Below are 25,783 nucleotides of genomic sequence, written 5' to 3'. Positions count from 1 at the left end.
TGGTAAGCGCTAGAGCTCGATCAGGATCTTCAGCTGGGTGCCGGCCTTGTCCAGCAAAGCCTCGAACCCCTGTTCCACCACGTCGTCCAGGGCGATATGGCGGGTCACGACCTTCTCGGCCGGTAGCTGGCCGCTGGCGATCAGGGCTGCCACCTGGGGCCACATCAGCGTGGAGTAGCACCAGGAGCCGCGCAGGTCGACGTCCTTGTAGGTCAGGGTGAAGCCATCCAGCGCCGGTGGCTTGCCCTGCATCCCCACCTGGACCACCACGCCCTGGCGCCGCACCGCTTCCAGGCACATGCCCAACGGCGCCTCGGCACCCACGCATTCGAAGGCCACATCCACCCCCACGCCCCCCGCCGTCCGGGCGCGGATCTCGCGCAGCACATCGGTGCTACCGGGATTCAGGGTGATGAGCCCCTCCACCAGGCTGTGTGCCATCTCCAGGCGGTTGTCGTTGAGGTCCACCAGGAAGATCCGGGTAGCCCCGGCCGCGCGGGCGGCCATGACCTGCAGCTGGCCGATGGGCCCGGCGCCGGCGACCAGCACGCTGTCGCCGGGCTTCACGCCGCCCCGGTGGGTGGCATAGACGGTCACCGCCGTGGGCTCGATCAGCGCCGCATGCTCGGTGCTGAGGTCGTCCGGCATGGGGATGGCGTTGTAGTCCTCCACCAGGGAGTACTCGGCCATGCCGCCCCAGGGATGGGACAGGCCAATGATAGCCAGCTGCTCGCTGAGCTGGTACTGGCCGCGGCGGCCGTAGTAGTCGTCGCGTGGCGACACCATGGGCTGGATGGAGACCCGGTCACCGGGTTTCACCGACGTCACCTGACTGCCAACGGCCTCCACCACGCCGGAATACTCGTGGCCAAGGATCTGCGGCACCTTACCGCCGGTGTAGCTGTGCGGCGCGGTGGGAATGAAAATGGGCCCGCCAAGGTACTCGTGCAGATCGGTACCGCAGATCCCGCAGAACTGGTTTTTCACCAGGACCTGGGTAGGGCCCGGCGCGCCGGGAGCCGGGACGTCTTCCACCCGGATGTCGCGGGCGGCATGGAAACGGGCTGCTTTCATCATGAGGCTCCTCTAGCGTTCGCAGCGGGGCAGGAAGGCCTGGATCAGGGCATTGACCCGGTCCGCGGCCTCCATCTGCACCATATGGCCCTGGCCCTCCAGGATCTCGACCTGAACGGTTTCCGGCAGGCCTTGGGCATGCTGGACCGGAATGATGGCGTCGGCCTTGCCCCAGATCACCAGGGCGGGCAGATCCCCTTCGAGTACCTGGCGCAGCACCTGGGCCTGCTGGCCATTGGGGAAGAGCGTGCCGGCCAGTCGATTCAGGGCCTGGTCCACGCCTTCCAGGCGCTTGTACTTGAGCAGGTCCTCCAGCAGTGGTCGGGTGACCAGGCCGGGATCGCTGAACAGCAGGCTGACCGGTCCCTTGAGCTGGTTGCGACTGGTGGCGGCGACGAAGCCTTCCAGGTAGGCGCCATTGATGTCCTGGCCCAGCCCGGCGCTGCCGATCAGCACCAGGCCGGCAACCCGCTGTGGCGCCGTCTGCGCCAGCTGCAGGGCGACGGCGCCGCCCATGGAGTGGCCGACGAGCACGGCGCGGCGGATGTCCAGATGGTCGAGCAGAGCCAGCACCGCAGCGCCTAGCTCGGCAAGGTCCCCGGTGGCGAGGCCCTTGCCGGACTGACCATGGCCCGGCAGGTCCAGGGCGACCACCCGGCGTTCGGCGGCCAGGGCCTGGTGGTTGAACAGCCAGTTGTCCAGATCGCCGGAGAAGCCGTGGATCAGCACCAGCGGCAGGCCGCCTTCGCCGCGTTCCAGATAGCGCAGCGGCCGGCCGTCGAGCTCGATGCGCTGCGCCTGGGGACCGGCGTCGGCGGCGTCTTCGCCACCGGGTACGAAGTCTTCCTGGAAGCGCGCGATCACCGCCTCGATCTCGGCGTCGCTGGCTTCGCCTTCCACCACGATGGCCAGCAGGGCGCCTACCGCCAGGGTCTCGTCCTCCCGCGCCAGGCAGCGGCGCAGGGTGCCGGAGAAGGGCGCCTCGACGCTGCTGCTGATCTTGTCGGTCTCGACGTCGAGCACCTCGTCGCCCTTGGTGATGCTGTCGCCTTCGGCCTTGAGCCAGGCGTTGACCCGGCCTTCGCTCATGGACAGGCCCCATTTGGGCATGGTCAGGGTATGGATCTGGCTCATGCGGCCTGCCTCCCTTGGGTGATCTTCAGCACGGCGCGCTCGATCTTGGCCGCGTCGGGGATGTAGAGGTCTTCCAGGGCATCGGAAAAGGGCACCGGGGTGTGCGGCGCGGTCACCAGCTGCACCGGGGCGCGCAGATCGTCGAAGGCCTGCTCGGCGAGCAGGGCGGCGATGTCGGTGGCCACCGAGCAGCGCGGATTGGCTTCGTCGATGACCACCGCGCGGCCGGTCTTCTCGACGCTTTCCAGGATGCTGTCGCGATCCAGCGGGCTGGTGGTGCGCAGGTCCAGCACCTCGCAGGAAACGCCCTGGCGCGCCAGGTTGGCAGCGGCCTCCATGGCCAGGTGCACCATGCGGCCATAGGTGATGAGGCTGACGTCGTCGCCTTCACGCAGGAAGCTGGCCTCGCCGAAGGGGATGGCGTAGGACTCCTCGGGCACCTCGCCCTGCATCCCGTAGAGCAGCTTGTGCTCGCAGAAGATCACCGGGTCGTTGTCGCGGATGGCCTGGATCAGCAGGCCCTTGGCATCGTAGGGGGTGGCCGGGCAGACCACCTTTAGCCCGGGGATATGGGTCCACCAGGAGGTGAGCATCTGCGAATGCTGGGCCGCGGCGCGGAGGCCCGCGCCGACCATGGTGCGCAGGACCAGCGGGGTGACCGCCTTGCCGCCGAACATGTAGCGAAATTTGGCAGCCTGGTTGAGGATCTGGTCCAGGCAGCAGCCGGCGAAGTCGACGAACATCAGTTCGCACACCGGCCGGGTGCCGCGGGCGGCGGCGCCTACCGCCGCGCCGACGTAGCCGATCTCCGACAGCGGGGTGTCCAGCACCCGTCCGGGAAACTTGTGGTAGAGGCCCTTGGTGACGCCGAGCACGCCGCCCCAGGCATCCTGCTCGCCAGGCGCTCCGGCGCCCCCGGCGTTGTCTTCGCCCATGAGGAAGACGGTGGGATCGCGGCGCATCTCCTGTTCCAGGGCTTCGTTGATGGCTTGCTGGTAGCTGATCTTTCTGGCCATGGTGGCGCTCCTTGTTGTTTTCCGATCAGGCGTAGGTGACGTAGACGTCGGTGAGCAGGTCTTCCGGGCCGGGCTTGGGATCGGCCTTGGCCTTGCGCACGGCGTCTTCGATGAGCTGTTCCACCTCCTGGTCGATGCTGTCGAGCAGGGCGGGCTGGAGCTGGCCAGAGCGCGTCACCCGCTCGCGGAACTGCATCAGGCAGTCGCGCTGCTCCCGGGCCTGCTTGACCTCGTCCGGATCGCGATAGGTCTGGGCGTCGCCCTCGAAGTGGCCGAAGTAGCGGGTGAACTTCACCTCGATCAGCGAGGGGCCTTCGCCGGCCCGGGCACGGGCCACGGCAGCCGCGGCGGCCTCATGGACGGCAAAGAAGTCGAAGCCGTCCACCGTCACGCCGGGCATGCCGAAGCCGGCGGCGCGGTCGGCGATGTGGTCGCAGGCCACCGACCAGTTGGCGGCGGTGGCCTCGGCGTAGCCATTGTTCTCGGCGACGAAGATGCACGGCAGGTTCCACACCGAGGCCAGGTTCATGGCCTCGAATACCGCGCCCTCGTTGGAACCGCCGTCGCCGAAGAAGGCCACGGCCACCGCGTCGCTGCCCTTGAGCTTGGCTGCCAGGGCGGCACCTGCGGCCAGGGGCGCGCCAGCCCCGACGATGCCGTTGGCGCCGAGCATGCCCTTTTCAAGGTCGGCGATGTGCATGGAGCCGCCCTTGCCCTGGCAGACGCCGGTTTTCTTGCCGTAGATCTCGGCCATCATGCCGTAGACGTCCACGCCCTTGGCGATGCAGTGGCCGTGGCCGCGGTGGGTGGAGGCGATGCTGTCCTCGTGGCCCAGGTGGGCCATGACACCGGCGGCCGAGGCCTCCTCGCCGGCATAGAGGTGGACGAAGCCGGGAATCTCGCCGGTGGCGAATTCCACGTGCAGCCGCTCCTCGAAGGCGCGGATGGTGCGCATCACCCGGTAGGCATGGCTCAGATTTTCGACGCTGGGGTTCTCGCTCATCTTATTGTTCTCCAGGATTGCCGAGGGCCGACGCGGGCAGGCGGCGGACCAGCAGGCGCTGCTGCGCCGCCAATTCCAATACCCGCTCCACGTCGATGCTCAGGGGGCCGTCGAGGTCCAGCGTCACCTGCGGACGCTCCTCGGGGCTGAATTCGATTTCCCGCTCGCCGTCCAGCGCCAGGGTGCCGGTAGCGAGGGACAGCGCCCGGGGTTCGCCGGGCAGAAGCAGGCCACTGGCGGCGATGCCGGCCTGGGCCAGCACGCCGGGGGCGAGGGGAACGGTCAGTTGTGCCGGAGCCTCCGGCTCCAGCCGCACCCAGCCGCCATGGGAGGCGCTACGCGCGACCGGATGCCAGAGGCCGCAGAGGGCCGACAGGCCAATGGCCCAGGGCTCGGCGAAGGTGGTGAAGACCTCCGCGAGATCCTCCACCTGGGTCACCGCGCGGGCACCGATATAGGTCTGGCGACAGACCGCCACGTCCACCAGCGCCCAGTCGCGAATGCCGCGCTCGGGCACTTCCACCCGCAGCCGCTTGTTGCGCCGCAGCGCCAGTGCTGGGTCGACCCGGCCGGCCGCGACCAGGCCGCCGGCCAGTCCCGCGCTGGTGGCCTCACGCAATTCCGGAAAGGCGTTGTTGGTGCCGGTGGAGAGGGTCAGCAGCGGCAGGTCGCCCACCTCGGCGGCGACCGCCTTGTGGGTGCCGTCGCCGCCGAGCACGGCGATCACCCGGGCGCCCTGGGCCAGTAAGGCCCTGGCGGCACGGCGGGTGTCATCCACCGTTTGCGTGAGCGGCAGATCGAGAAACACCAGCTCCGGCCAGTGCTGCTCGCGGGCCTGACGGCTGCTGCTGGCCTTGAGCACGGCGGCGGCGATGCCGGTCATGTCCGGCGGCAGCAGCACCCGCTCCACACCGGTGGCGCCAAAGGCGGCCAGCAGGCGCATCACCACCCCGGCCTTGTCGGTGCTGGAGGTCAGGGCGGCATTACCGGTCAGCCGCCGCAGGTCACGGCCCGAGGCCGGGTTGGGCAGGATGCCAACGGTTATGGGCATGGCGGGCTCCGGAGTGCCAGGTCGCCCGTCATGGGAGCCGCTCTGCTATACCGCGATGCGCTCATGGGTCTGGCCCTCTTGTCGTTGTCATGGGAGCGTCGCAGAGCCCAGAGCAAGGCCAGTGCCAGGTTGGCGTCGATCCCTTGCGGGTCAGGCCTGGCGCGGGCTGCAGGCACCTGGAGCGGTCTGATCGGGAGCGGCTGGACGAGCCCGCTCGTCTCAGGGCGATGGCGGAATAGCGAGACGCTGAGACGATTCGTCTCACGGAGCGGCGGACTTGAAGGCAGCGCCCTGGGAGCGCTAAATGAGGGACAGAACAATGACCGGCCTTCCATGCCATGACCGGAATTCAGGGAGAGACGCCCATGTTGTCTACCCAGGCCCGCTATCACGCCCGCGCCATCGACCAGGCCCTGCGCGCCCCGCTGCGCGCGGCCAGTCCGCCCGGGCGCATCCTCGATTCCTGGCGACGCTCTTTCGAGCAGTATCAGCTCGACCCGGGCAGCCTGCGCGGCCCGCGCATCCTCTCGCGCTATGAATTGCGCCAGCACCAGCAGGCCGCCGAAGACTTCCTGCGCGTGGCCGACGGCGAACTCGCGGCCCTGCATGGGCGGGTCGAGGCCGCCGACTATTGCGTGCTGCTGGCCGACGCCCAGGGCCATACCCTGGACTACCGGGTCAGCGATCGGCTCGATGAGGAATGCCGCCGCGCCGGACTCTACCTGGGGACCTGCTGGTCCGAGCAGGAGGAGGGCACCTGCGGCGTGGCCGCGGTGCTGACCGACCGGGCGCCAGTAACGGTGCACAAGGCCGATCACTTCCGCGTGGCCTTCACCGGCCTGACCTGTACCGCCGCGCCGGTGTTCGCCCCGGGTGGCGAGTTGCTTGGGGTGCTGGACGTGTCGGCGCCACGCTCGCCGGACGATCGCCGCAGCCAGTTGCTGATCCAGCAATTCACCCGTGACAGCGCCCAGCGCATCGAGAATGCCTACTTCATGCACAGTGCCCGGGGCGACTGGGTACTCTGCGGCCATGCCCAGGCCAGCTACCTGGACACCCAGCCGGAATTTCTGCTCGCCTGGGATGCCAGCGGTCGCCTGACCGGTCTGAATCGTCCGGCCCGACAGCTCTGCCTGGGCCAGCTGGGCTATCTGCCGCAGCGCCTCGACGAGTTGTTCGGTCGCGACGCCTCGGCGCGGCTACAGGAGGACTATGGCGAACCGCTGCGCCTGGGCGAAGCGCACTTCCATGCCCGGGTGCGGGCGCCGCGCCAGCGTGCGGGCGTGGTCATTCCCCTGGTTCGCGCCCAGGTGGAGGCCGAGCCGGAACAGGAACCACGGATCAGCCAGGCACTGCAGACTGGCAAGCGCCTCTATCGCCACGGCCTGCCGATCCTGGTCACGGGTGAGACAGGCACTGGCAAGGAGGTCTTTGCTCGCGCCTTGCACGAGGGCGGTGACCGCGCAGGACGGCCCTTCGTCGCCCTCAACTGCGCGGCGCTGCCGGAGAGCCTGATCGAGAGCGAGCTGTTCGGCCACGCGGCCGGTGCCTTTACCGGGGCCCAGCGCCAGGGCCGCGACGGCCTGATCGTAGCGGCTGATGGCGGCACGCTGTTTCTCGACGAGATTGGCGATATGCCCTTGGTCCTGCAGACTCGCCTGCTGCGCGTGCTGGCCGAGGGCGAGGTGCTGCCGGTGGGCAGCGCCCAGCCACGGCGGGTGGACGTCCGTCTGGTCTGCGCGACCCATCGGGATCTCGGCGAACGGGTCGCGGCCGGCCTGTTTCGCGAAGACTTGCTCTATCGCTTAAACGGCGCCGTCTTCCAGCTGCCACCGCTGCGTGAACGCGCCGACCGTTTGGCCCTGGCGCAGCGCCTGTTGGCGGAGGAGCGCGGTAGCGATGCCATCCCGGAAATGGCACCCCAGGTGCAAGAGGCCATCCTCGCTCACGACTGGCCGGGCAACGTGCGCGAGTTGCGCAATGTGCTGCGTTACGCCTGTGCGCTCTGCGACGGCGCCCTCATCACCCTCGATCACCTGCCGCCCAGCCTGGGGCTAGACGTGCCGCTGTCCACGGAGCCACAGCCACAGGTCGATAGCCCTGAACGGCGATTTATCCTCGCCGCGCTGGTGCGGCACCGTTGGAAGGCGGTTCCTGCTGCCCAAGCGCTGGGTATGTCCCGGGCCACCTTCTATCGGCGGCTCAAGCTGCATGGCATCGTCATGCCGCATCGCCAGCCAGAAACCTGAGGTCTTCCGCCGAACGGTCGTGAAGCATGGCAGCCGCCCTGGCGCGGCCATCTCGTCGATCAAGCGAAGCGGTTGCCGTCGTCGCGTCAGGCCCCGGTCGTCCCAAGCGGGACGTTACCGCGGTCGCCTACGGGTCACACCTCAGACACAGACCCGAGGAAGACCCCTGATGCGTACCCTGCCACTGTTACTTGCCCTGCCTGCCGCCCTGGCCCTGCTGAACCGCACCTCGTCCCGGCGCTCAGAGCGGCCTGATCGCCAGCAGCTGATCGGCCGGACCATCGTCGTCACCGGCGCTTCCAGTGGCGTCGGTCGCGGTGTGGCCCTGGCGCTGGCCCAGCGTGGTGCCAATCTGGTGCTGGCCGCACGGCGGACCGAAGCACTCGAAGCCCTGGCGGTGGAGGTGCAGGCGCTAGGCGTCGCGGCCCTGGTGGTGCCGACCGACGTCGCCGACGTGGCGCAGATGAATGCCCTGGCCGAGCAGGCCGAGCAGCGCTTCGGTCGTATCGACGGCTGGATCAACAATGCCGGCGTCGTCGCGGTGGGTCGCTTCGAAGAAATCCCGCTGGACGACCACCTGCGTCTGTTGGATACCAATGTCAAAGGCGTGGTCATCGGTACCCACCTGGCCATGCAGCGCTTCCGCCGCCAGGGTTATGGCCGGCTGGTCAACGTGGCGTCGGTCGACGGCGAGATCCCCCATGCCTACCAGGCCTCCTATTCGGCGTCCAAGGCCGCGGTACTCAGCCTCGGCCGTGTGCTCCAGCAGGAACTGCGGCGTGGTCGGCAGCCCAACATCCAGCTGTCGACGGTGCTGCCCTGGGCGCTGGATACCCCGATCTGGGGCCATTCGGCCACCTATACCGGTCACCGCCCCGATCTGCCGACCAAGGACGCACCGGACAAGGCGGTCCAGGCCATCGTCAAGGCGTTGCTGCAACCACAAAAGGAAATCACCGTGGGTTACAAGGCGAAGATGGCCTACTGGGGCCATCGCCTGGCGCCGGAACTCAACGAACGCTTCACGGCCGATGCGGTGCAGCGCGCCGAGATCGACTGGAACCCGGTCAAGGCCGATACCTCGGGCAACCTGCAGCAGCCCGATCAGGCCGGGCAGGGCATCCGGGGTTCGAATTTCTGAGCGAGGAAAGAATCGGCAGACGTCTGGTTGGGGCTGGTGCTTCCAGATGTCTCCACGGGGTCAATGCCAGGTCGTACCTCCCTGCGGGTCGCTGGTCCCTGGCCCCACGACGAGCACAGAGCCCAGCAGCCCGGCGTGCTGGTGCAGGGCGCTTCTGAGTCTTGCCACCAGTGCGTGCTGAGTGCACAGCAAGGCGGTGGGGGTGACCTCTGTAAGCAAGGCTGTCAGCTCCGGCCAGACTGGCTCGCCTGCCTCATCGAGTTCCAGACGGGGCAAGAGCGGCAGGCCGGCTGCAAGCATGATCTGGCAGTGTCCCTGCAACTCGGCGTCCGCCAGTGCCATGGCTCGCTCCGCTGTTGAAACCAGCAGGATTCGCTCATGACCGAGTGCGACCAGGCATCGAGTAGCATCGGCGATGCGCTGGGTCTGTGCCTGCGGCGCCAGGCAGCGTTCAGCCGCAGTAATTAGGCAGGGACGTCGAGTGATACCGGGCGAACTGAGCGAGTGAGGGGTGCGACGGTTATCCATGAGGCGGCCTCGGCCACAGGGGGCGATCAGGAACCCCAGCGTGCTGGGGGCTGATGGCAGCTTCGTGACAGGACGAAGTGAGGTCCTTCGGCAGGCGTCGGTCTCCTGCCGGGTGTCATCCCCCTCCAGCAGAAAGGCCCAGCGCAGACATCTTGCGTTCCCCCGTGCGGCAGCTAGCCTGAATGTGAAGCAGTTGTTTTTCGGGGGGATGTATATGGACGGGTTGCACGAACGCTTGGCCAGACTCGATCCGCCCGTCCACCATCAACTAGAGCGGCGCAGCGATGGGCTGCTGATCATCCTCATCGAGCCGGACCACAACGCCCGAGTATCGCGCCTGCTCAAGGCCGACGACATGAGGGAAGTCGAACAGGTCAATCTGATCCTGCTCCACGCCATCAACGAATTGCGCCGCAAGGGTGCCCAGGTGCCACTCGACGCGGATACGGTGCTGCTGACAGCGCTGCCCAGCGGCGAGGTCGGCGCACCAGGCTGAGTACCGCGCCGCGGCTGATCAGTCGTCCAGTTCCAGCTCCAGCAGGGCTGCGCCCAGGCCCTTGCCATGGGCGTCCAGGGCCAGAGAGCGGGTGACGCCCCCGCGCAACGCGCCTGGCAGCACGAAGTTCAGCGCGCCCAGGGCCGGCAACTCGTAGCGGCGGACGGGCGCGGCATCGGTCGGGCGACTGTCGGCAAACCAGGCCGCGACCCGTTCGGCGGTAAGGGCCTGGCGCAGGCGGTCGAAATCTTCCCGACGATAGGCGATCACCGCCATGTTCGAGGTGTCCCCCTTGTCGCCGGTACGGACGTGGGCAATCTCGCGTACTTTCATGGCAGCGTCTCCAGATCCAGGGTGGGGGTGACGGCGGTTCGGGGCCAGAGCAGCGAAGCCACGGCGATGACCTCGCGCACCGCCTTGGTCGCGCCGCCGCCGCCCGCTGGGCCATTGGTATAGAGGGTTTCCACCTCGTTGCCGATCTGCACTGCCGCCGCGCGGGTGGCGCAGCGGCCAACCACCCGCAGCCGTACCTCCCAGGGTTCGCCGGAGGCCCGGGCAGCGAGCGTCTCTCCATGGAGAGCGTCGCAGCCGATCAGCTCACAGCGCAGCTCCTCGACCGGTACGCCGCAGAGTTGCAAACGCTCGCGTACCACGGCAGCGGCCAGTCGGGCGCGGGCGACGGCGCCGGGACCCGCGTAGGAGAGCTGACCCTCACCGTGCCAGCCATCGCGATAGCCCACCGACACCTTGAGCTGGTCCGGCCGCGCGGTGCCACGAGCGCCGCTCACGGATACCCGGTCCGGGCCCGTTTGCTGTAGCGCGACACCGGAAAAATCGGCGGTTACGTCGGGGGTCAGGTAGGCGGCTGGATCATGCACTTCGTAAAGCAACTGCTCGGTGCAGGTCGCCGGGGTCACGCAGCCGCCGGAACCGGCCACCTTGGTAAGGGTGGCGTGGCCATCGGCGTCTACTTCCGCCAGCGGAAACCCAAGGCGCGCGAGGTCCGGGACGTCCTTGTAGCCCGGGTCGGCGAAGTAGCCGCCAGTGACCTGACCGGCGCATTCCAGCAGGTGACCGACCAGGGTACCACGTCCGCGGCGCTCCCAGTCATCCGCGGCCCAGCCAAACTCGTGCACCAGGGGGGCGAGAAACAGCGAGGGATCGGCTACCCGGCCGGTGACGATGATATCGGCATCCGCTTCCAGGGCCTGGACGATGCCGTCCACCCCCAGGTAGGCGTTGGCCGAGATCACCCGATCGCCGAGTTCGGCCAGGGTCTGGCCATTGTCCAGCAGGGCGTCGGCGGGCAGCTGGGCCAGCACATCGTCGCCGGCTACCGCGGCGATCTTCAGCCCTGTGACGCCCAGCTCCCGGGCCAGGGCGGCGACCTTGCGCGCCGCGGCGGTCGGGTTGGCGGCGCCCATGTTGGTGATCACCCGCAGGCGCGGACGATCCGCCTGGCGCAGCAGTGGCAGGATGCGGCGCATCCGCGCCTCCAGCAGCGGATCGAAGCCGGCCTCGGGATCGGCCAGTCGCGCCTGTTGCGCCAGGGCGATGGTGCGTTCGGCCAGGCATTCGAACACCAGGTAGTCGAGGCGGCCATGCTCGGCCAGCTCCACGGCGGGCTCGATGCGATCACCGGAATAGCCGGCGCCGCAGCCGATGCGAAGAAGACGGGTCATCTAGAAGACTCCCAGGAGCAGGGCGGTCAGGGTCATCAGGACCGAGGCCGCGAACAGAAAGGGGATGGTGAAGCGCTGGTGATCGGCGAGGTCCAGCTTGCACAGGCCCACCAGCAGGAAGGTCGCCGGGGTCAGGGGGCTGACCGGGAAGCCGGTGGTGTGCACCCCGAGCAGCGAGGCCTGGGCCACCTGCACCGGGTCGACACCCAGGTTGCGGCCGACCTCGGCGATCACCGGCATGACGCCGAAGTAGAAGGAATCCGGATCGAACAGCAGGCTCAGCGGCATGGACAGGAAGCCCACCACCGCCGGGATCAGTTGGCCATGCCCGGCCGGGATGCCGGCCACCGCCACCTGGGCCATGGCCTTGAGCATGCCGCTGCCCTGCATGATGCCGGTGAAGACGCCGGCGGCGAAGAGGATGCTGGCCATGGTCAGGGCGGTCTTGGCGTGAGCGTCGATGCGCGCCTTCTGAGCGTCCACCGAAGGGTAGTTCAGGCACAGCGCGGCAACGGTACCGAGCATGAACATCACCACCGGATCGACCCAGCCGGCGATCATCACGCCCATCACAACCAGGGTCAGCAGCAGGTTGATCCAGAAACGCCCAGGGCGACGCAGGGCGCGCTCGGCGTCGCTGAGTACCCGCTCCGGCGCAGCGCCCGCGCCACCAGCGTCCAGCCAGGGCGCCTGGCCGGCCAGGGTCAGGCGTTTTTCTTCGCGGCGCCCGAGCCACCAGGCACTGGCGAAGACGAAGGCCAGGCCCACCAGCTGCACGGGGATCAGCGGCTGGAAGAGATCGGCCACCGGCACGTGCAGGGCGGCGGACGAGCGCAGCACCGGCCCGGTCCAGGGCAGGAAGTTGACCCCGGCGGCCATGGCCGCGACGCAGGCCAGGATGCGGCGATCCAGGCCCAGGCGGGTATAGAGCGGCAGCATGGCGGGGATGGTCACCAGGAAGGTCACCGCGCCGGAGCCGTCCAGGTGCACCAGCAGGGCGAGCAGGGCGCTGCCGCAGACGATGCGCGTCGGCCGGGTGCCGACGGTGCGCAGGATGCGATCGATGATGGGATCGAGCATCCCGGCGTCGGTCATGATGCCGAAGAACAGGATGGCGAAGACGAACATGCCGATCACCGGGGCGACGCCCTTGATCCCGGCGATGATGAAGGCGCTGGTCCCCAGGCCGAAGCCACCGATCAGGGCGGCGGCGATGGGGATGACGATGAGGGCGACCAGGGGTGAAACGCGTTTGCTCATGACCGCGACGAGCAACGCAAGAATGGTGACGACACCGAGCAGGGCGAGCATGGCGGACTCCTTGGACCGTGGCGCGGCGAGCGGGCACACGGGAGGTTTTGTTGTTGTGCTCGCAGTATTCGAAGACGGTCGACGTCCTGTAAATTGGAATCTTCCGAAGCGGCGTTCAGAAAAACAAAATGAAGAATCTGCTCCAGCACGTGCAGGCCTTTCTCGCCGTGGCCCGCCATGGCTCATTCGCCCGCGCGGCGGAGGAGTTGCACCTGTCACCGCCCGCGCTCACCGTGCAGATCCAGCAACTTGAAGCCTGGCTTGAGGTGCAGCTGCTCGAACGCACCCCGCGGCGGGTCCAGCTGACCACCGCGGGTGAAGAACTGCGCGGCCCCCTGGAACGGGTCCTGGTGGATCTGGGCGATGTCCAGACCCATGCCCGGGACCTGGCCGGCCTGCGCCGCGGGCGGGTCACCCTGGCCGCCTTGCCGTCGTTTTTCATGGGGCCCTTTCCGGAACTGCTGAGGGTCTTTCAGGCGCGTCATCCGGCCATCGAAATCCGGGTGCAGGACGTGGTGGCCGGACGGGTCGAGGCCCTGGTGCGCGAAGGTCATGTCGATCTCGGCATCGGCGTCCGCCCGCGCGCCGTGGGACTCGATTTTCAGCCGCTGTACGTCGATCACCTGCAGCTGTTCGTGCCCCGCGACCATCCCTGGGCGGAGCGGGCGGAAATCACCCTGGCCGAACTCGACGCTGTACCCTTGCTGCTGACGGGGCGTGACAGCAGCGTGCGCGAGTGCCTGGACTTCGCCTTCGCCGCCGCCGGCCTGCGCCTGGTGGCGGCCCTGGAGGCGAACTACATGAGCACCCTGCTGGCCCTGGTGGCCGCCGGACAGGGCGTGGCCCTGCTGCCGGAGTCGGCGGGCGGCGAGGCGCCGGTAGTTGCGCTGCCGGTGCGCGGCGAAAGCCTGGCCCGCCCGCTGGGCATCCTGACCCCCGCCGGCCGCAGCCTCACCCCGGCGGCTCAGGCGTTCGTTGCCTTGCTCCGGGAGCGGCTGCAGGTGCCTTAGTGGTCGAAGGATCACCCTCGTTCCTGCTAAGACAGTGTGACAAGCGGCACCTGCAGCGCCTCACTCCCCGACTCAGCGCGGCACTTCGTCCTCGTCCAGCTCCCGCGCCAGGCGCACGACAGTGACACCGCTACCCAGGTGGCGGATCGAGGGCTGGATCAGCACACAGTTGGCGTAGGGCGTACGGATCTCGCGCTCGCCGTCGGTGGCGATGAGAGTGCCCGCTTCGGCGATGGTCTCCAGGCCCTTGAAGTCCTGGGTGAAGCGAAAGTCCAGGGTGTCCGCGACGATGGCATCGGTCACCCGCAGGAAGCGCTGGCGCACCGGCTTGGCCACCTGTAACAGGTCGGCCACCGCAGCTTCATCCACCACCTCGGCCAATAGCAGGAAGCGCGCGACGCAATCGAGGGCGATCTGACGGCTCACGGCCAGCACGTGCTGGCCGGTTTCGATCAGCAGGGCGTTCTTGGGACTATCGCCTTCGCCAAAGCCGCCATAGTCGCGCAGGCGCCGACCGTTCTGATGTCCGGCGTCGGCGATGACAAACTCCGGCGTACCCAGCTGGGCGGCCAGACGCAGCCCTTTTTCCAGGGGACCGGTCATCATCAGCGGCGCGGAATGCTCGTGCATGGAATGGATATCCAGCAGCCAGTCGATCTCGTCGATCAGCGGGCGCAGTTGCTGGGCACGCGCCAGATCTGCCGTGGTGGCCGGACCCTGGAGTCGCTGTGGCAGCCAGACGCGATTCATGTCCTCCTCCAGGTAGCGGGTGGCGTCGATGTCGTCCGGGTCGAAGGCGTGATAGGCGGCCACGTTGCCAAAGGCCAGGGTCAGCTTGCCGCGGCGCGGACGGATACCCCGGCTCAGCAATTCGTCGACGGCGATGGCGCCGCTGACCTCGTTACCGTGGGTCAGGGCCATGATGGCCACGTGAGGACCTTCGACGCCGCTGTCGAAGGTGTGGACGTAGTCGATGCCGGTGTTGCCGGTCTTCCAGCGGTCGACGTCCGGAAACGCGACTTCGATGGGGTAGCGGGGCAGACCGGCACGGATCTGGGCGAGAGTGGTCATGGCAGGCTCCTAGGGTGGGCAGGCCGGGGCCGGGCCCCGGCGATGGATCAGGACGGGACGTGGCGCCGGGCGCGGGTCAGCGCCAGGATCGAGACCAGGCTCAGGGCGGCGGTGGCCATCACGTAATAGCTGGGGGCCAGGTTGTCGCCGCTGCTGTTGATCATCCAGGTCACCACCAACGGGGCGAAGCCGCCAAAGGCCGTGACCGAGAAGTTGTAGCTCAGCGACAGGCCCGAGCCGCGGGTACGGGTGGGAAAGGCATCGGCCAGCATCGCCGGGATTGGCCCGAGGGATGCGGCGATCAAGACGCCCACCAGCGCCTGCACCAGCAGCAGGGTGGTGATGGAGGGCAGGGCGTTGAGGAGCAGGAACAGCGGATAGGACGACAGGCCGACCAGGGTCATGGCGATGCCCAGCACCCGCAGGCGGCCGAAGCGATCGGACAGGATGCCGAATACCGGGGACATCAGCATGATGGCAAGGCCAGTAATGAAGGCGCCCAGAAAGGAGGAGGTGGCGGCGATGTGCAGTTGCTTCATGGCGTAGGTGGGCATGTACAGCTTGTGCACGTAGTTGAAGGCGGTGGCGCCGGACACCACGCCGATGCACAGCAGCAGCACGCGCCAGTCGGCCTTCAGCAGATCCCGCACCGGGGTTGGCTCCGGGCCTTCGCGGCGGGCCAGCGCCTTGAATTCAGGGGTTTCATCCATCTGCCGGCGGATATACAGGCCGATCGGGCCGATCAGCAGGCCGATGCCGAAGGCCAGGCGCCAGCCCCAGTCGTCCAGCTGCCCGGGGCTGAGCACATAGCTCAGGACCGCCGCCACGCCAGCGGCGAAGACCGTGGCCAGGCCCTGGGTGGACAGCTGCCAGCTGGCGAAGAAGCCGCGCCGACCCTCGGTGGCGTTCTCGGCCATGAAGGCGGTGCAGGCGCCGAACTCGCCGCCGCTGGAAAAGCCCTGCAGCATCCGCGCGATAATCACGATCAGCGGCGCCAGCAGGCCGATCTGGCCGTAGGTGGGGACGCAGGTCATCAGCAGGGTGCCGATCATCATCAGGGCGATGGACAGCGTCAGCGAGGCCTTGCGACCGCGGCGGTCGGTATAGGAGCCCAGCACCACGGCACCCAGAGGCCGCATGATGAAGGAGATGGCGAAGGTGGCCACGCTCAGCAGCAGGGAGGTGGTTTCATTTTCCGCAGGAAAGAACTGCCGGCTGATGATGACGGCGAAGTAACCGTAGATCAGCAGGTCGTAGAATTCCAGCGCGTTGCCGATGCCGGCCGCGCAGATTTCCTTCCAGGAGCCGCGCCGGGCTGGTGCGCCAGCCTCGGCGCTGGCAAGGGTCGATATGGAGTGCGGCATGGCCTGGTTCCCCTTGGCGGAGCGCGGCCGAGGGTGGCGGCGCCTTCACGAGTGAGGTTCAACCTTGGGTCATGGTTGGGCAGTGGCTCAATTGCCGTTTCGGCACAACTGAGGGCCAAGTGGGCACAGGGGCTCAAGAGCCTGCGTGCTGGCGGAGTGCCTGGAGCCGATTATTTCGCCGTGCACCGTTATGGGGCGCTTTCTGCCAGGGTCTGCCAGATGCGTTCGAGGCGCTCATCGTGGCGACCGCGCAGCCGATGCAGGCAGATGTCGAAGGTGGCGACCAGACCGGTCGATCCCGCCAGCACCAGACTGCCCTGGGCTAGGGACTCGCGTACCACCATGCGGGGCAGCCAGGCCAGGCCGTGGCCGCGTCGGGCCATCTGGTGGATGGCGGGGTAGGAGTCGGCCTGGTAGATCATGCGCATGGCCAGCTTGCTTGGCAGGCGGGCGAGATGCCGCGCCAGGACGCCACGCAGGGCCAGCGACGGTGCGAAGGCCAGCCAGGGTACGGCGGGAGCGCCATCGTCCAGACGGTGGCGGGGTTGCCCGTCGGCATCCGGCGCGCTCACGGGCAGCAGCTCGTCCTGGCTGATGACCAGGGTATCGAAGCGTGCCGGATCGAGTAGTCGTTCGGTCAGCGGACTGCTGAAGATCAGCATCAGATCGGCATCGCCCGCGGCCAGTCGGCTGATGGCTTCCTGCGCTCCGCTGGTAATGAGCGAGACCGGAAACTCGCCGAAGCGCGCACTGAGGCTGTCGTACCACTCCGGAAAGAAGTCGCTGGCCAGCGTACGGCCCGTGGCGATACGGATCGGCTGTTCGCGCTGCAGGGCGGCGCCCTGAAACAGCGAGCGGCATTCGCTCAGCCGATCGACCACCTCGCTCGCCGTTTCCAACAGCAGCAGGCCCTCGGGCGTCAGGCTGATGGGCTGCTGACGACGGATCAGCGAAGCGCCGCACCAGTCTTCCAGGGCTCGGATACGTCGGCCGAAAGCCGGGTGGGTCACGAAGCGGTTTTCCGCCGCACGCGAGAAGCTACGGGTGCGCGCCAGTTCGATGAAGTCTTCCAGCCATTCCAGTTGCATAGATCCCAGACCTGTTTCGAGGCCAGGGCAGGGTACGGTGTGCAGGCGTTCACGACCAGTCCGCCACGGGCCTCGACGCCGCCCGCCCATCCGGGCAAGGTGAGCAGCTGTCTTTCTCGCCCGCTGGCCGCCATGTCCGATACCGACGAACTCACTCTGCGCAAGCTGGAGATCTTTCTGGCCTTCATGCGCAGTCGCAACCTGGCACGCGCCGCCGCTGAACTGGGCACCAGCCATGTCAGCGTGCATCGGGCCATCCACTCGCTGGAAAACGCCCTGCGCTGCCCGCTGTTCAAGCACGAGGGGCGCACCCTGACGCCGCTGGACGGCGCCTTCGTGCTGGAGGCCCGTGCCGAACGGTTGATGCAGGACCTGGCCGAGACGGTACGGCTCACGCGCCAGGCGGCGGGCTTCTCGGCTGATCGTTTTCGTCTGGGGGCGCTCTATTCGCTGACGGTCAAGACCGTGCCCCAGCTGATCATGGGGCTCAAGCTCAGGCGCAGCGAACTCAACATCGATCTGGTGCTGGGCTCCAACGCCGATCTCGCCGAGCAACTGCACGACTTCAAGCTGGACGCCATGCTGGTGGCCCTGGACGACGCCGTGGTGGATGCCGACTGCGAAAGCGTGGAGCTGTTCAGTGACGACATCTTTCTCGCCGCGCCCATTGATTCGCCCTTCGCCGACCAAGCCGAGGTCGACCTGCGCGACCTCGCCGGCGTGCCCTTCGTGACCCTGACCCAGGGCTTCGCCACCTTTCGCGACGGGCGCCAGGTGTTCGCCCAGGCCGGCTTCGAGCCGGAGGTGATCATGCAGGTCAACGACATCTTCTCGCTGATGAGCATGGTCAGCTCCGGGGTGGGCTACGCCCTGTTGCCCGGGCGGGTCGAGGCGGTCTACCAGAACCGCCTCAAGCTGTTGCCCCTGGCGCCGCGCTACCGTCTGCAGCAGCGCATTGGCGCGGTGTTCCTGCGCAGCCGCGAGCGCGATCCCAATCTGCTGGCCTTCGTCGCTGAATGCCGGATGTATGCGCGTAATTAACCGACCAATGCCCGCACGCAGAAAAACAGCAGCGACGGCCCCAGCAAGCATCCCAGACCCGTGTGGAAGGTGGCGGTGAGGGCACCATAGGGCACCAGCCGGCGATCGGTGGCGGCGAGGCCGGCGGTAACGCCGCTGACGGTGCCTGCCAGGCCGCCGAAGACCATTGCCGAGCGCGGATTGTCCAGCGCCAGCAGCCGCGCCGAGGCGGGCGTCGCCACCATGACGATGATGGCCTTGATCAGGCCGGTGGCGATGGACAGCGCCATGACGTCGGAACTGGCGCCCAGGGCGGCGCCAGTCACCGGGCCGACGATGTAGGTCACCGCACCGGCGCCGATGGTGGTCATGCTCACGGCGTCGCGATAGCCGAAGGCCCAGGCCACGGCGGCGCCGACGATAAAGGGGAGCACCGTACCCAGTAGCAGGGCCACGGCGCCGATCATCCCCGCCTTGCGTGCCTCGGTGGCCTGCACCTCGAAGGCGGTGGCGACGATGGCGAAGTCACGCAGCATGGCGCCGCCCATCAGGCCGATGCCGGAGAACAGGGCCAGGTCAGCCAGGCCTTTCTGGCCACCGGTGACGGTACCCCCGACCCAGGCCAGCACCAGGCCGATGACGATGGCGATGGCCGAGCCGTGCACCCGGCCGAAGGTCAATCTGCGCGAGAGAACCACCGAGATCCACATGATCAGGCCGATCAGCGCGAAGGCAGCGACCAGGCCATTGTGTTGCAGCGCTTTGGTGACGATGTCGTTCATCCTAGCGACCTCCGGCCGGCGCGGCATGGGCGACCGCTGGCGCGGGTACCACGGCTGCGTCCGGCAACGGGGGTAACGGTTCGCCGCGATGGCTGCGGCTGATCAGGGCGATGGTCACCCCGCAGATACCCACGGCGCCAACGGCCGCCAGCACTGCCACGGGTCCGCCATGCAGGGCGGTGACCACGTTCTGCTGGGCGGCCATGGCCACCACCACCGGGATGTACAGCGCGCCCCAGAAGCCGACGCCGAATTCGCATTCCTTGCTCATGCCACCGTGCCGCTCCATGTAGAGTCGGGCGCAGATCAGCAGGAGCATGGCGATGCCCACCCCGCCGACATTGGACTTGACTCCGAGCAAGACGCCCAGGAAGTCGCCGATGATGACGCCTGCAAGCATGCAGACGGCCAGGAGAGCTACACCGTAGATGATCATTGTTGTTGTCCTCGGTTGTGCTTGGGGTGGGGTGAAGCCTGGCCACTGCTCCCGCTTTTACCTCCTCCTCGGGGAGAGAGCTGGGGTGAGGGCAATAGCCGTATGGGGAATGCTCAGTCCAGTCGTGCCGCCTCCTCGCGCCTGAGCGCATCCAGGGTCTCGGGGTGGGTATCCTGCCAGGCCAGTACGCCGGCCGGAGGCAGGACTCGCCTGGCCAGTTGGCTGAGGACGCTGCCGGGCGCCAGTTCGATAGCCAGGCGCACGCCGCGCTCGCGGGCGGCTTCCAGGGTGGCGTGCCATTCGATGGGCCGCGCCATGTTGAAGGCCAGGTCGTCACGCAGTTGCTCGGCGCGCACCAGCCGCCGTGCGGAAGTCCCACTCAGATAGGCCAGCCGAGGCGCACGTAGCTCGACCTCGGCAAAGGCCTGGTTGAGTGTCTGGGCGGCTTCGGCGAGCAGCGGGCAGTGAGAGGGCACGCTCATGGCCAGGCGCTTGGCCGCTGCGGCGCCCTGGGTGCGCGCCGCCTCGGACAGCACCGCCAGGCCGGCGTCGTTACCCGCGACCACGTATTGCTGTTCGGCATTGGCGTTGGCGAGATAAATAGGCGCTTCGGGACGATGGTGGTCAGCGACCAGCCCTTCCACCGTGGCACGGTCCAAACCAAGGATCGCCAGCATGCCGTAGCCCTTGGGATAGGCCGTCTGCATCAGCTCGCCGCGACGCGCCACCAGGCGCAGGGCATCGGCGAAGTCCAGGGCCTCGGCCACCACCGCCGCGGCATAGGCGCCAATGGACAGACCCGCCACCAGCTGCGGCGCCGGTCCGCGATTCAGCAGCAGGCGCGCGGTGGCGACGCCGGCGATCAGCAGGCACAGCTGGACGGCGCGGGTGTGTTCCAGGGCGTGGGCGGTGTCCAGGCTCAGGGGGTCGGCCTCCAGCACCTTGGCCGCTTCCTCCAGGGTGCGCCGGACTTCGGGGTCCACGGGCAGGGCATGCAGCAGGCCGGGACGCTGGGCGCCCTGGCCGGGAAACTGGAAGAGGGTGCTCATGCGGCACGCTCCCGTTGCCAGGGATCGTCCACCAGGCAGGGGCCGGCATCGGTCTTGAGCAATACCCGAGCGGTCCGTCCAGCCCAATCGGCGAGAGCGACGCCGCCATGCTGGGTTTCCAGGAGGATATCCAGCCGGCACAGGGCCTGCGCCTGCAGCGACGCCAGCAGCGCCCGTGCCTGATCGCGAGGCAGCGGGACATCGCAGCGGACCAGCAGGTCCAGATCGCTCCCGGCATGCAGCGCCGGCCAGCCAGAGGCCAGTTCGTAACCGGCAGCACCGGTAGGACCCCAGGGCAGCCCCAGGTCATCCAGCAGGGTTTGCACGCGGGCCAGGGTGTCGAAGACGGGTAGATCGCGACAGCCCTCCGCGATCCGCAGGTTTTCAGGCGCGCGCTGTTGCACTACGGCGGTCGGTGCCAGCCAGGCCGCCAAGCGCTCGACGCGGGTGGCACCACGCAGGCCGACCGGGATGCGGCCGGCCTCGGGTGCGGTTCGGCGCACCACCACGGGCAGCCCAGTCTGAGCGATCTGGTGGGCCCAGAGTGGAGCGTGCGCGGGCAAAGCGTCCGGGGTCAGGCCCCAGAGGAGGTCGTGGGGCCTGTGTTGGGCTTCGCTGCGCTCAACCCAACCTATGGGGGTGTCCGGTAGGTTGGGTTGAGCGCCAGCGAAGCCCAACGGGCTCTTCCGCCCGCTCATCACGCGTTCCAACCTGCCCGCAGGCGCTCGCGCACCTCGCGAGAGGCCGCGCGATTGGCGCCGTTCAGACGCAGTTTGAGATCGGTGGCGCCGCTGGCGAGCACATCGGCCTGAGCCTCGGCCAGGGCCTGGCGTACCTGCTCCAGATCGGCGGCCGAGGGCTGGTCGGGCTGAGCGACCTCCAGCTGGCGCCAGAGCAGGCCCAGGGAGGCATAGCTGTCCAGGTCGTAGGCCATGGGCGGGATGTCGGCGGCCAGGCGCTCCAGGTCTTCGACACTGCGCAGGGTCACCCGCGCGGCCGAGGCCTTGCCCATGGCGTGCACCTGCACCTGGGGATCACGCAGGGCCAGCAGCCGATTGGCCTGGTAGCCGTGGGCCAGAAAGCCCCCGGACATGGCCTTGCCCACCAGCAGGCCCAATACCGGGTGGCCGGCCAGGCGCGCCTCGGCATAGGCACCCGCGGCTCCGGCCAGGGCCTGATGGATGCCATAGGCTTCTTCGCGCCGGCCATAGGCCTGGCTGGGCACGTCCACCAGGGCGATCAACGTGCGTTTTACCGAGGCGTCGCGATCCTGGGTGACGGCCTGCTGGATCGCCCGGGCCAGGCCCCAACCTTCCAGCAGGCCGACCTCGCCCTGCCGGGCGCGGGGGAAGGGATTGTCGGTATCGGGCACCACGGCCAGCCAGCGTGCGGGCCGGCCGGCCAGTTCGAGGTCGGCGACGCGCAGGGAGGCGGGCAGGCCGGCGACGGCCTCACCCTGGCCGGCCAGGGCCTGGAACCAGGTCAGGCCGCGTTGCGAAGGCTGGGTGCTCATGGCTGGTCTCCCGCATAGAGGTGGCGAACCGCTGCGGCGTCCGCCTGGGGATGGGTGTCGAGGTCGGCGAGGCGCGTCAGGTAGTGTTCGGTCTGCTGGCTGCGTAGGGGGGCTGCACCGCCGTCCGCGAAGCCCTGGCGTATGGCGGCGGTCACGGCGGTGCTGTCGTCGGCGACGAAGACGTCGGCTAGACCCGTGGCGACCCGCTGTTCGCCGCCGGTCAGGCTCCAGATGAAGGGGCGATCGCGGGAATCGTATTCCTCGATGCCGGCTTCCTGTTCGATCACCTGGGGGCCATTGAGCCCGAGGCGTGCCTCGCGGGTGACGATCAGCTGGCTGCATAGGCCGGCGGCGATGGACATGCCGCCAAAGCAGCCAACGCTGCCGGCGATGACGCCGATCACTGGCTGATGGTTGCGCAGGGCGACAATGGCCGCCTGGATCTCGGCGATGGCGGCTAGGCCCAGATTGGCTTCCTGCAGGCGCACGCCGCCGGTTTCCAGCAGCAGTACGGCGCGGGTCGGGGTACCGGCGAGGTTGTCTTCCAGCGCCAGCTCCAGGGCACCGGCGATCTTGGCGCCGCCCACTTCACCCATGCTGCCGCCCTGGAAGGCGCCCTCGATGGCGCAGACCACCGCGGGCTGGCCGTCGATCAGCCCCTTGGCCACCACCACGCCGTCATCGGCCTGGCAAACGATGCCCTGCTTGGGCAGCCACGGCGACATCAGCCGGTCGAAGGGTCCGGCCAGCTCGCGAAAGCTGCCGGCATCGAGCACCACACGGGCCCGCTCGCGGGCGCCGAGTTCGACGAAGCTGCGGCTGTGCAGCAGCTCCTGGACATCGGGAAGAGGGGCTTCAGCCATGGGTGCTTTCCTCCAGGTCGAGGGTTTCCAGGCCCTGCTCCAGGCGCAGGCGCACCACGCCAGGGGTGGCGCCGAAGTCATGGATGTCCAGGGTCAGGGCCGGCAGATCCTCGCGGGTAGCGAACAGCCGGTCGAAGAGGGCACGCCAGCGAGGCTCGCTGCCGTTGACCGAGGTGGTCACCTTGAGGGTGAAGTCGGCGTTGGCGGGTTCGAGGAGGACTTCCAGGTCCCCCGAGCCGACACAGCCCACCAGGGCGCGACCCTGGCGGCGCTGGCTGGCCGGATAGCTGCAAGTGAAGTGTTCCATCAGAGGTCTCCAGGGAGCCGGGGCTCCAGGCGATCGACGAGAAGGGTGGCGGCCAGCAGATCGGCGGCGCCGCCGGGGGAGGCATTGGCGGCCAGCAACTGGCGGTCCAGTATCAGCAGCTGGCGGCGACCGGCGAGACTGGCGCTGCCCCCGGCCTGCAGCACGGCGCGGGCACCCTGCTGCATGCTGGTGAGGGCCGCGGGGCCCGCGCGGTGCAACACACAGGTATCGTCCAGCGCGGTCATGATGGCCAGGAGTGCATCCAGGCGAGCGTTCTGTTCGCCGGCACTGGCCTGGCGGCTGGCGCGCAGCTGCGGCAGGCCGCGCTGATGGATGGCGGGAAAGCCCGCGGCGGCCTCGGCCCGGGCACCGCCGACGCCATAGCGCTGGGCGACGCGCTGGCCATGGCTGGGCGCGGCCTGGGGCGCTCCCGGATCGGGCAGGTTGGCCAGGCGACCGGCCGCCAGGCACAGCGCCTGGGCGGAAGTCGGACGCTCATGTACGGCCGCCGTCACCAGCAGCCCCAGCGCCCAGATGGCGCCGCGGTGGGTGTTGACTCCGCCGGTGACCTGCAGCATGGCGGCTTCGCCGTCACGCCCCAATTGGCCGATCAGGCAGCGCAGTTCGGCCGCGGGCAGCCCCCGCTCGGCGGCTTCGGCCATGGCCTGGAAACAGGGCTGCAATGCCTGGGCCGAGGTCAGCATCAGGCCAAGGGTGAGGTCACTGTGGGCGCCCTGGCCGCGGCGATCCACTAGGGCCGGCTTGGGCGAGAGTTCGGCTTCGTCCACCAGGGCGGAAACGGCCAAATCGGCCAGGCGCTCGGCGGGTGACGGGGCAAGGCGGGCGAGGGCGCGCATCACCAGCTCCTGAACTTGGCCGGAGGTTGATAGAGACCGCCGGACCACTCCACCAGCTCGCCGATGCTCTTCGCCGCGAGCAGCTCGCGGCTGGCGTCGGTGCGGCGGATGCCGAGGTCCTCGGGCAGGGCTACCAGGCCTTCCTGGCGCAGGCGCCGGGCCTCGGCCGGGTCGCTGCGCAGGCCAATGGCGGTGACCCCGGCCACGGCGGCGATCATCGCCCGGCGTTCCTCCAGCGAGCGCGCCCGGTAGAGATAGGCGATGCCTTCTTCGGTGAGCAGGTGGGTGACGTCGTCGCCATAGACCATGATGGGCGCCAGGGGCATGCCACTCTTGCGCGCCACCTCCACGGCATCCAGGGTGTCGACGAAGGTGGGTTTGCCGCCTTCCTGGAAGGTCTCGACCATCTGCACTACCAGCTTCCTGCCGCGTTCCAGCAGGGCGGGCGCGCTGTCACCGGTCTGCTGGCGCATGTCCAGCCAGGCTGGGGTGGGATGGCGGCGACCGTGCGGATCATGGCCCATGTTGGGCGCGCCACCGAAGCCGGCGAGGCGCCCTCGGGTGACGGTGGAGGAATGGCCGTCGCCATCCACCTGCAGAGTGGCGCCGATGAAGAGGTCCACGGCGTACTGACCGGCCAGCTGGCAGAGCAGCCGGTTGGATCTCAGCGAGCCATCGCGACCGGTGAAGAAGACGTCCGGGCGCTGGGCGATATAGCCCTCCATGCCTAGCTCGGTGCCAAAGCAGTGCACGCTTTCCACCCAGCCACTCTCGATGGCCGGGATCAGCGTGGGATGCGGATTCAGGGTCCAGTGCCGGCAGATCTTGCCCTTGAGGCCCAGGCGCTCGCCGTAGGTGGGCAGGATCAGCTCGATGGCGGCGGTGTTGAAGCCGATGCCATGGTTGAGTGACTGCACCTGGTGGCGTTCGTAGATGCCGCGGATCGCCATCATCGCCATCAACACGTGCACCGGCTTGATGTGGCGCGGATCGCGGGTGAACAGCGGCTCGATATAGAAAGGCCGGTCGGCCACCACCACGAAGTCGACCCAGTCCGCCGGGATGTCCACCCGTGGCAGCTCGGAGACATCGTCCACCAGCTGGTTGACCTGGACGATGACGATGCCGTCGCTGAAGGCCGCCGGCTCGATCAGCGCCGGGCTGTCCTCGGTGCTGGGGCCGGTGTAGATGTTGCCGGCACGGTCGGCCATGAAGCCGGCGCTGAGTACCACCTTGGGAATCAGGTCCACCAGCAGCCGGGCATAGAGTTCGATGTAGGTATGGATGGCGCCGACTTCCAGCAGGCCGTCCTCCAGCAGCTGGCTGATCCTCAGGCTCTGGGTGCCGGCAAAGGAGAAGTCCAGCTTGCGGGCGATGCCGCGCTCGAACAGGTCCAGGTGCTCGGCGCGACCCACGCTGGGCATGATCATGTGCAGGTCATGGAGCTTGGCCGGATCGACCTGGGCCAGGCTGCGGGAGAGGAAGTCGGCCTGCTTCTGGTTGTTGCCTTCCAGCACCACCCGATCACCGGGGGCCAGCAGCTGTTCCAGCGCGGCGACGATGGAGGCGGTGGGCAACACCTTGCCATCGGCCAGCGCGGCCACCCGGTCCAGGCGCTGCTGCTTGTCGCTGCGGCGCCTGGCGATCCGAGCCGGTGGGGAGGATGTCGTTGTCATTGTGGTCTCCACGAATCACCTGTCGTGGAGCTACCCTAGACCTCGGCTGCCTGACATTCAAT

26 protein-coding genes are annotated in these 25,783 nt (G+C 68.3%); 5 read left to right on the top strand and 21 right to left on the bottom strand.

Translation table 11 applies throughout. From position 1 onward, the window contains the following. Positions 1-9: 9 nt before the first annotated feature. Genes APT59_RS12145 through APT59_RS12125 form a run of 5 tightly spaced genes read right to left on the bottom strand, consistent with a single transcriptional unit; the run spans position 10 to position 5,278 of the window. Positions 10-1,074 (bottom strand): 2,3-butanediol dehydrogenase, encoded by a 1,065-nt coding sequence (locus tag APT59_RS12145; RefSeq protein WP_059315078.1) that lies wholly within the window; start codon positions 1,072-1,074, stop codon positions 10-12. A 12-nt stretch (positions 1,075-1,086) separates the two neighbouring features. Beyond that, positions 1,087-2,208: an acetoin dehydrogenase dihydrolipoyllysine-residue acetyltransferase subunit gene (locus APT59_RS12140; protein ID WP_059315077.1), complete on the bottom strand. Its 1,122-nt coding sequence runs from the start codon at positions 2,206-2,208 to the stop codon at positions 1,087-1,089. Beyond that, complete coding sequence (locus APT59_RS12135; RefSeq protein WP_058791369.1) at positions 2,205-3,224, bottom strand: alpha-ketoacid dehydrogenase subunit beta; 1,020 nt, start codon at positions 3,222-3,224, stop codon at positions 2,205-2,207. The genes APT59_RS12140 and APT59_RS12135 overlap by 4 nt, the downstream gene beginning before the upstream one ends. A 25-nt stretch (positions 3,225-3,249) precedes the next feature. Next, entirely contained in the window at positions 3,250-4,227 is a 978-nt protein-coding gene (locus APT59_RS12130; RefSeq protein WP_059315076.1) for a thiamine pyrophosphate-dependent dehydrogenase E1 component subunit alpha, read from the bottom strand. A gap of 1 nt (position 4,228) precedes the next feature. Further along, positions 4,229-5,278 (bottom strand): ATP-NAD kinase family protein, encoded by a 1,050-nt coding sequence (locus APT59_RS12125; protein ID WP_059315075.1) that lies wholly within the window; start codon positions 5,276-5,278, stop codon positions 4,229-4,231. Positions 5,279-5,643: 365 nt separating this feature from the next. Between APT59_RS12125 and APT59_RS12120 the strand changes: the two genes are divergently transcribed. Together APT59_RS12120 and APT59_RS12115 are read left to right on the top strand one after the other, a co-directional pair. Next, complete coding sequence (locus APT59_RS12120) at positions 5,644-7,527, top strand: sigma-54-dependent Fis family transcriptional regulator (RefSeq protein WP_059315074.1); 1,884 nt, start codon at positions 5,644-5,646, stop codon at positions 7,525-7,527. A 169-nt stretch (positions 7,528-7,696) separates the two neighbouring features. Then, positions 7,697-8,668, top strand: a complete 972-nt coding sequence (locus APT59_RS12115; protein ID WP_059315073.1) for an SDR family NAD(P)-dependent oxidoreductase — start codon at positions 7,697-7,699, stop codon at positions 8,666-8,668. A 60-nt stretch (positions 8,669-8,728) separates the two neighbouring features. Here APT59_RS12115 and APT59_RS12110 read toward each other — a convergent pair whose 3' ends face one another. Then, positions 8,729-9,010: a hypothetical protein gene (locus tag APT59_RS12110; protein ID WP_059315072.1), complete on the bottom strand. Its 282-nt coding sequence runs from the start codon at positions 9,008-9,010 to the stop codon at positions 8,729-8,731. Positions 9,011-9,410: 400 nt separating this feature from the next. Between APT59_RS12110 and APT59_RS12105 the strand changes: the two genes are divergently transcribed. Then, entirely contained in the window at positions 9,411-9,692 is a 282-nt protein-coding gene (locus tag APT59_RS12105; RefSeq protein ID WP_059315071.1) for a hypothetical protein, read from the top strand. 18 nt (positions 9,693-9,710) lie between these two features. Here the strand turns inward: APT59_RS12105 and APT59_RS12100 are convergent, their stop codons facing one another. Genes APT59_RS12100 through APT59_RS12090 form a run of 3 tightly spaced genes read right to left on the bottom strand, consistent with a single transcriptional unit; the run spans position 9,711 to position 12,871 of the window. Beyond that, entirely contained in the window at positions 9,711-10,025 is a 315-nt protein-coding gene (locus APT59_RS12100) for a hypothetical protein (RefSeq protein WP_059315070.1), read from the bottom strand. After that, complete coding sequence (locus tag APT59_RS12095; RefSeq protein ID WP_059315069.1) at positions 10,022-11,374, bottom strand: acyclic terpene utilization AtuA family protein; 1,353 nt, start codon at positions 11,372-11,374, stop codon at positions 10,022-10,024. The genes APT59_RS12100 and APT59_RS12095 overlap by 4 nt, the downstream gene beginning before the upstream one ends. Further along, positions 11,375-12,871 carry a citrate:proton symporter gene (locus tag APT59_RS12090; protein ID WP_335343158.1) on the bottom strand — a complete coding sequence of 499 codons (1,497 nt, stop codon included), beginning with the start codon at positions 12,869-12,871 and terminating at the stop codon, positions 11,375-11,377. It abuts the gene before it with no gap. On the opposite strand from APT59_RS12090, the gene APT59_RS12085 reads away from it, so the two are divergent. Beyond that, positions 12,814-13,695 carry a LysR family transcriptional regulator gene (locus APT59_RS12085; protein ID WP_059315067.1) on the top strand — a complete coding sequence of 294 codons (882 nt, stop codon included), beginning with the start codon at positions 12,814-12,816 and terminating at the stop codon, positions 13,693-13,695. The genes APT59_RS12090 and APT59_RS12085 overlap by 58 nt on opposite strands. Positions 13,696-13,767: 72 nt before the next feature. On the opposite strand, the gene APT59_RS12080 is transcribed toward APT59_RS12085, so the two are convergent. The 3 genes from APT59_RS12080 to APT59_RS12070 all read right to left on the bottom strand — a co-directional run bounded on the left by APT59_RS12080 (position 13,768) and on the right by APT59_RS12070 (position 17,218). Beyond that, the gene (locus tag APT59_RS12080) at positions 13,768-14,766 is read right to left on the bottom strand and encodes a succinylglutamate desuccinylase/aspartoacylase domain-containing protein (protein ID WP_059315066.1); all 999 of its coding nucleotides are present in this window, start codon (positions 14,764-14,766) and stop codon (positions 13,768-13,770) included. A 47-nt stretch (positions 14,767-14,813) separates the two neighbouring features. Next, positions 14,814-16,130, bottom strand: a complete 1,317-nt coding sequence (locus APT59_RS12075) for an MFS transporter (RefSeq protein WP_059315065.1) — start codon at positions 16,128-16,130, stop codon at positions 14,814-14,816. Positions 16,131-16,318: 188 nt separating this feature from the next. After that, the gene (locus APT59_RS12070) at positions 16,319-17,218 is read right to left on the bottom strand and encodes a LysR family transcriptional regulator (RefSeq protein WP_059315064.1); all 900 of its coding nucleotides are present in this window, start codon (positions 17,216-17,218) and stop codon (positions 16,319-16,321) included. Positions 17,219-17,350: 132 nt separating this feature from the next. Between APT59_RS12070 and APT59_RS12065 the strand changes: the two genes are divergently transcribed. After that, positions 17,351-18,259 (top strand): LysR family transcriptional regulator, encoded by a 909-nt coding sequence (locus tag APT59_RS12065; protein WP_059315063.1) that lies wholly within the window; start codon positions 17,351-17,353, stop codon positions 18,257-18,259. Here the strand turns inward: APT59_RS12065 and madM are convergent. The 9 genes from madM to mdcA all read right to left on the bottom strand — a co-directional run bounded on the left by madM (position 18,256) and on the right by mdcA (position 25,721). Continuing rightward, complete coding sequence (madM, locus tag APT59_RS12060) at positions 18,256-19,020, bottom strand: malonate transporter subunit MadM (protein ID WP_059315062.1); 765 nt, start codon at positions 19,018-19,020, stop codon at positions 18,256-18,258. The genes APT59_RS12065 and madM overlap by 4 nt on opposite strands. A 1-nt stretch (position 19,021) precedes the next feature. Next, entirely contained in the window at positions 19,022-19,456 is a 435-nt protein-coding gene (madL, locus tag APT59_RS12055; RefSeq protein ID WP_059315061.1) for a malonate transporter subunit MadL, read from the bottom strand. Between the two features lie 113 nt (positions 19,457-19,569). Next, the gene (gene mdcH, locus APT59_RS12050; protein WP_059315060.1) at positions 19,570-20,505 is read right to left on the bottom strand and encodes a malonate decarboxylase subunit epsilon; all 936 of its coding nucleotides are present in this window, start codon (positions 20,503-20,505) and stop codon (positions 19,570-19,572) included. Then, positions 20,502-21,068, bottom strand: a complete 567-nt coding sequence (locus APT59_RS12045; protein WP_237140512.1) for a malonate decarboxylase holo-ACP synthase — start codon at positions 21,066-21,068, stop codon at positions 20,502-20,504. Before APT59_RS12045 ends, mdcH begins: the two co-directional genes overlap by 4 nt. A gap of 134 nt (positions 21,069-21,202) precedes the next feature. After that, positions 21,203-22,018 (bottom strand): biotin-independent malonate decarboxylase subunit gamma, encoded by an 816-nt coding sequence (gene mdcE / locus APT59_RS12040; protein WP_059315059.1) that lies wholly within the window; start codon positions 22,016-22,018, stop codon positions 21,203-21,205. Next, entirely contained in the window at positions 22,015-22,881 is an 867-nt protein-coding gene (locus APT59_RS12035) for a biotin-independent malonate decarboxylase subunit beta (protein WP_059315058.1), read from the bottom strand. The genes mdcE and APT59_RS12035 overlap by 4 nt, the downstream gene beginning before the upstream one ends. Then, positions 22,874-23,188, bottom strand: coding sequence for a malonate decarboxylase subunit delta (locus tag APT59_RS12030; protein WP_059315057.1), 315 nt, complete (start codon positions 23,186-23,188; stop codon positions 22,874-22,876). The genes APT59_RS12035 and APT59_RS12030 overlap by 8 nt, the downstream gene beginning before the upstream one ends. Next, positions 23,188-24,045 carry a triphosphoribosyl-dephospho-CoA synthase gene (locus tag APT59_RS12025; protein WP_059315056.1) on the bottom strand — a complete coding sequence of 286 codons (858 nt, stop codon included), beginning with the start codon at positions 24,043-24,045 and terminating at the stop codon, positions 23,188-23,190. Before APT59_RS12025 ends, APT59_RS12030 begins: the two co-directional genes overlap by 1 nt. After that, entirely contained in the window at positions 24,045-25,721 is a 1,677-nt protein-coding gene (gene mdcA / locus APT59_RS12020; RefSeq protein ID WP_059315055.1) for a malonate decarboxylase subunit alpha, read from the bottom strand. The genes APT59_RS12025 and mdcA overlap by 1 nt, the downstream gene beginning before the upstream one ends. Positions 25,722-25,783: the final 62 nt, after the last annotated feature.

The sequence above is a fragment of the Pseudomonas oryzihabitans genome (assembly GCF_001518815.1).
GTDB lineage: Bacteria > Pseudomonadota > Gammaproteobacteria > Pseudomonadales > Pseudomonadaceae > Chryseomonas > Chryseomonas oryzihabitans_E.
The sequence above is the reverse complement of the archived record's forward strand: the minus strand, read 5'-3'. Positions and strand labels throughout refer to the sequence as shown.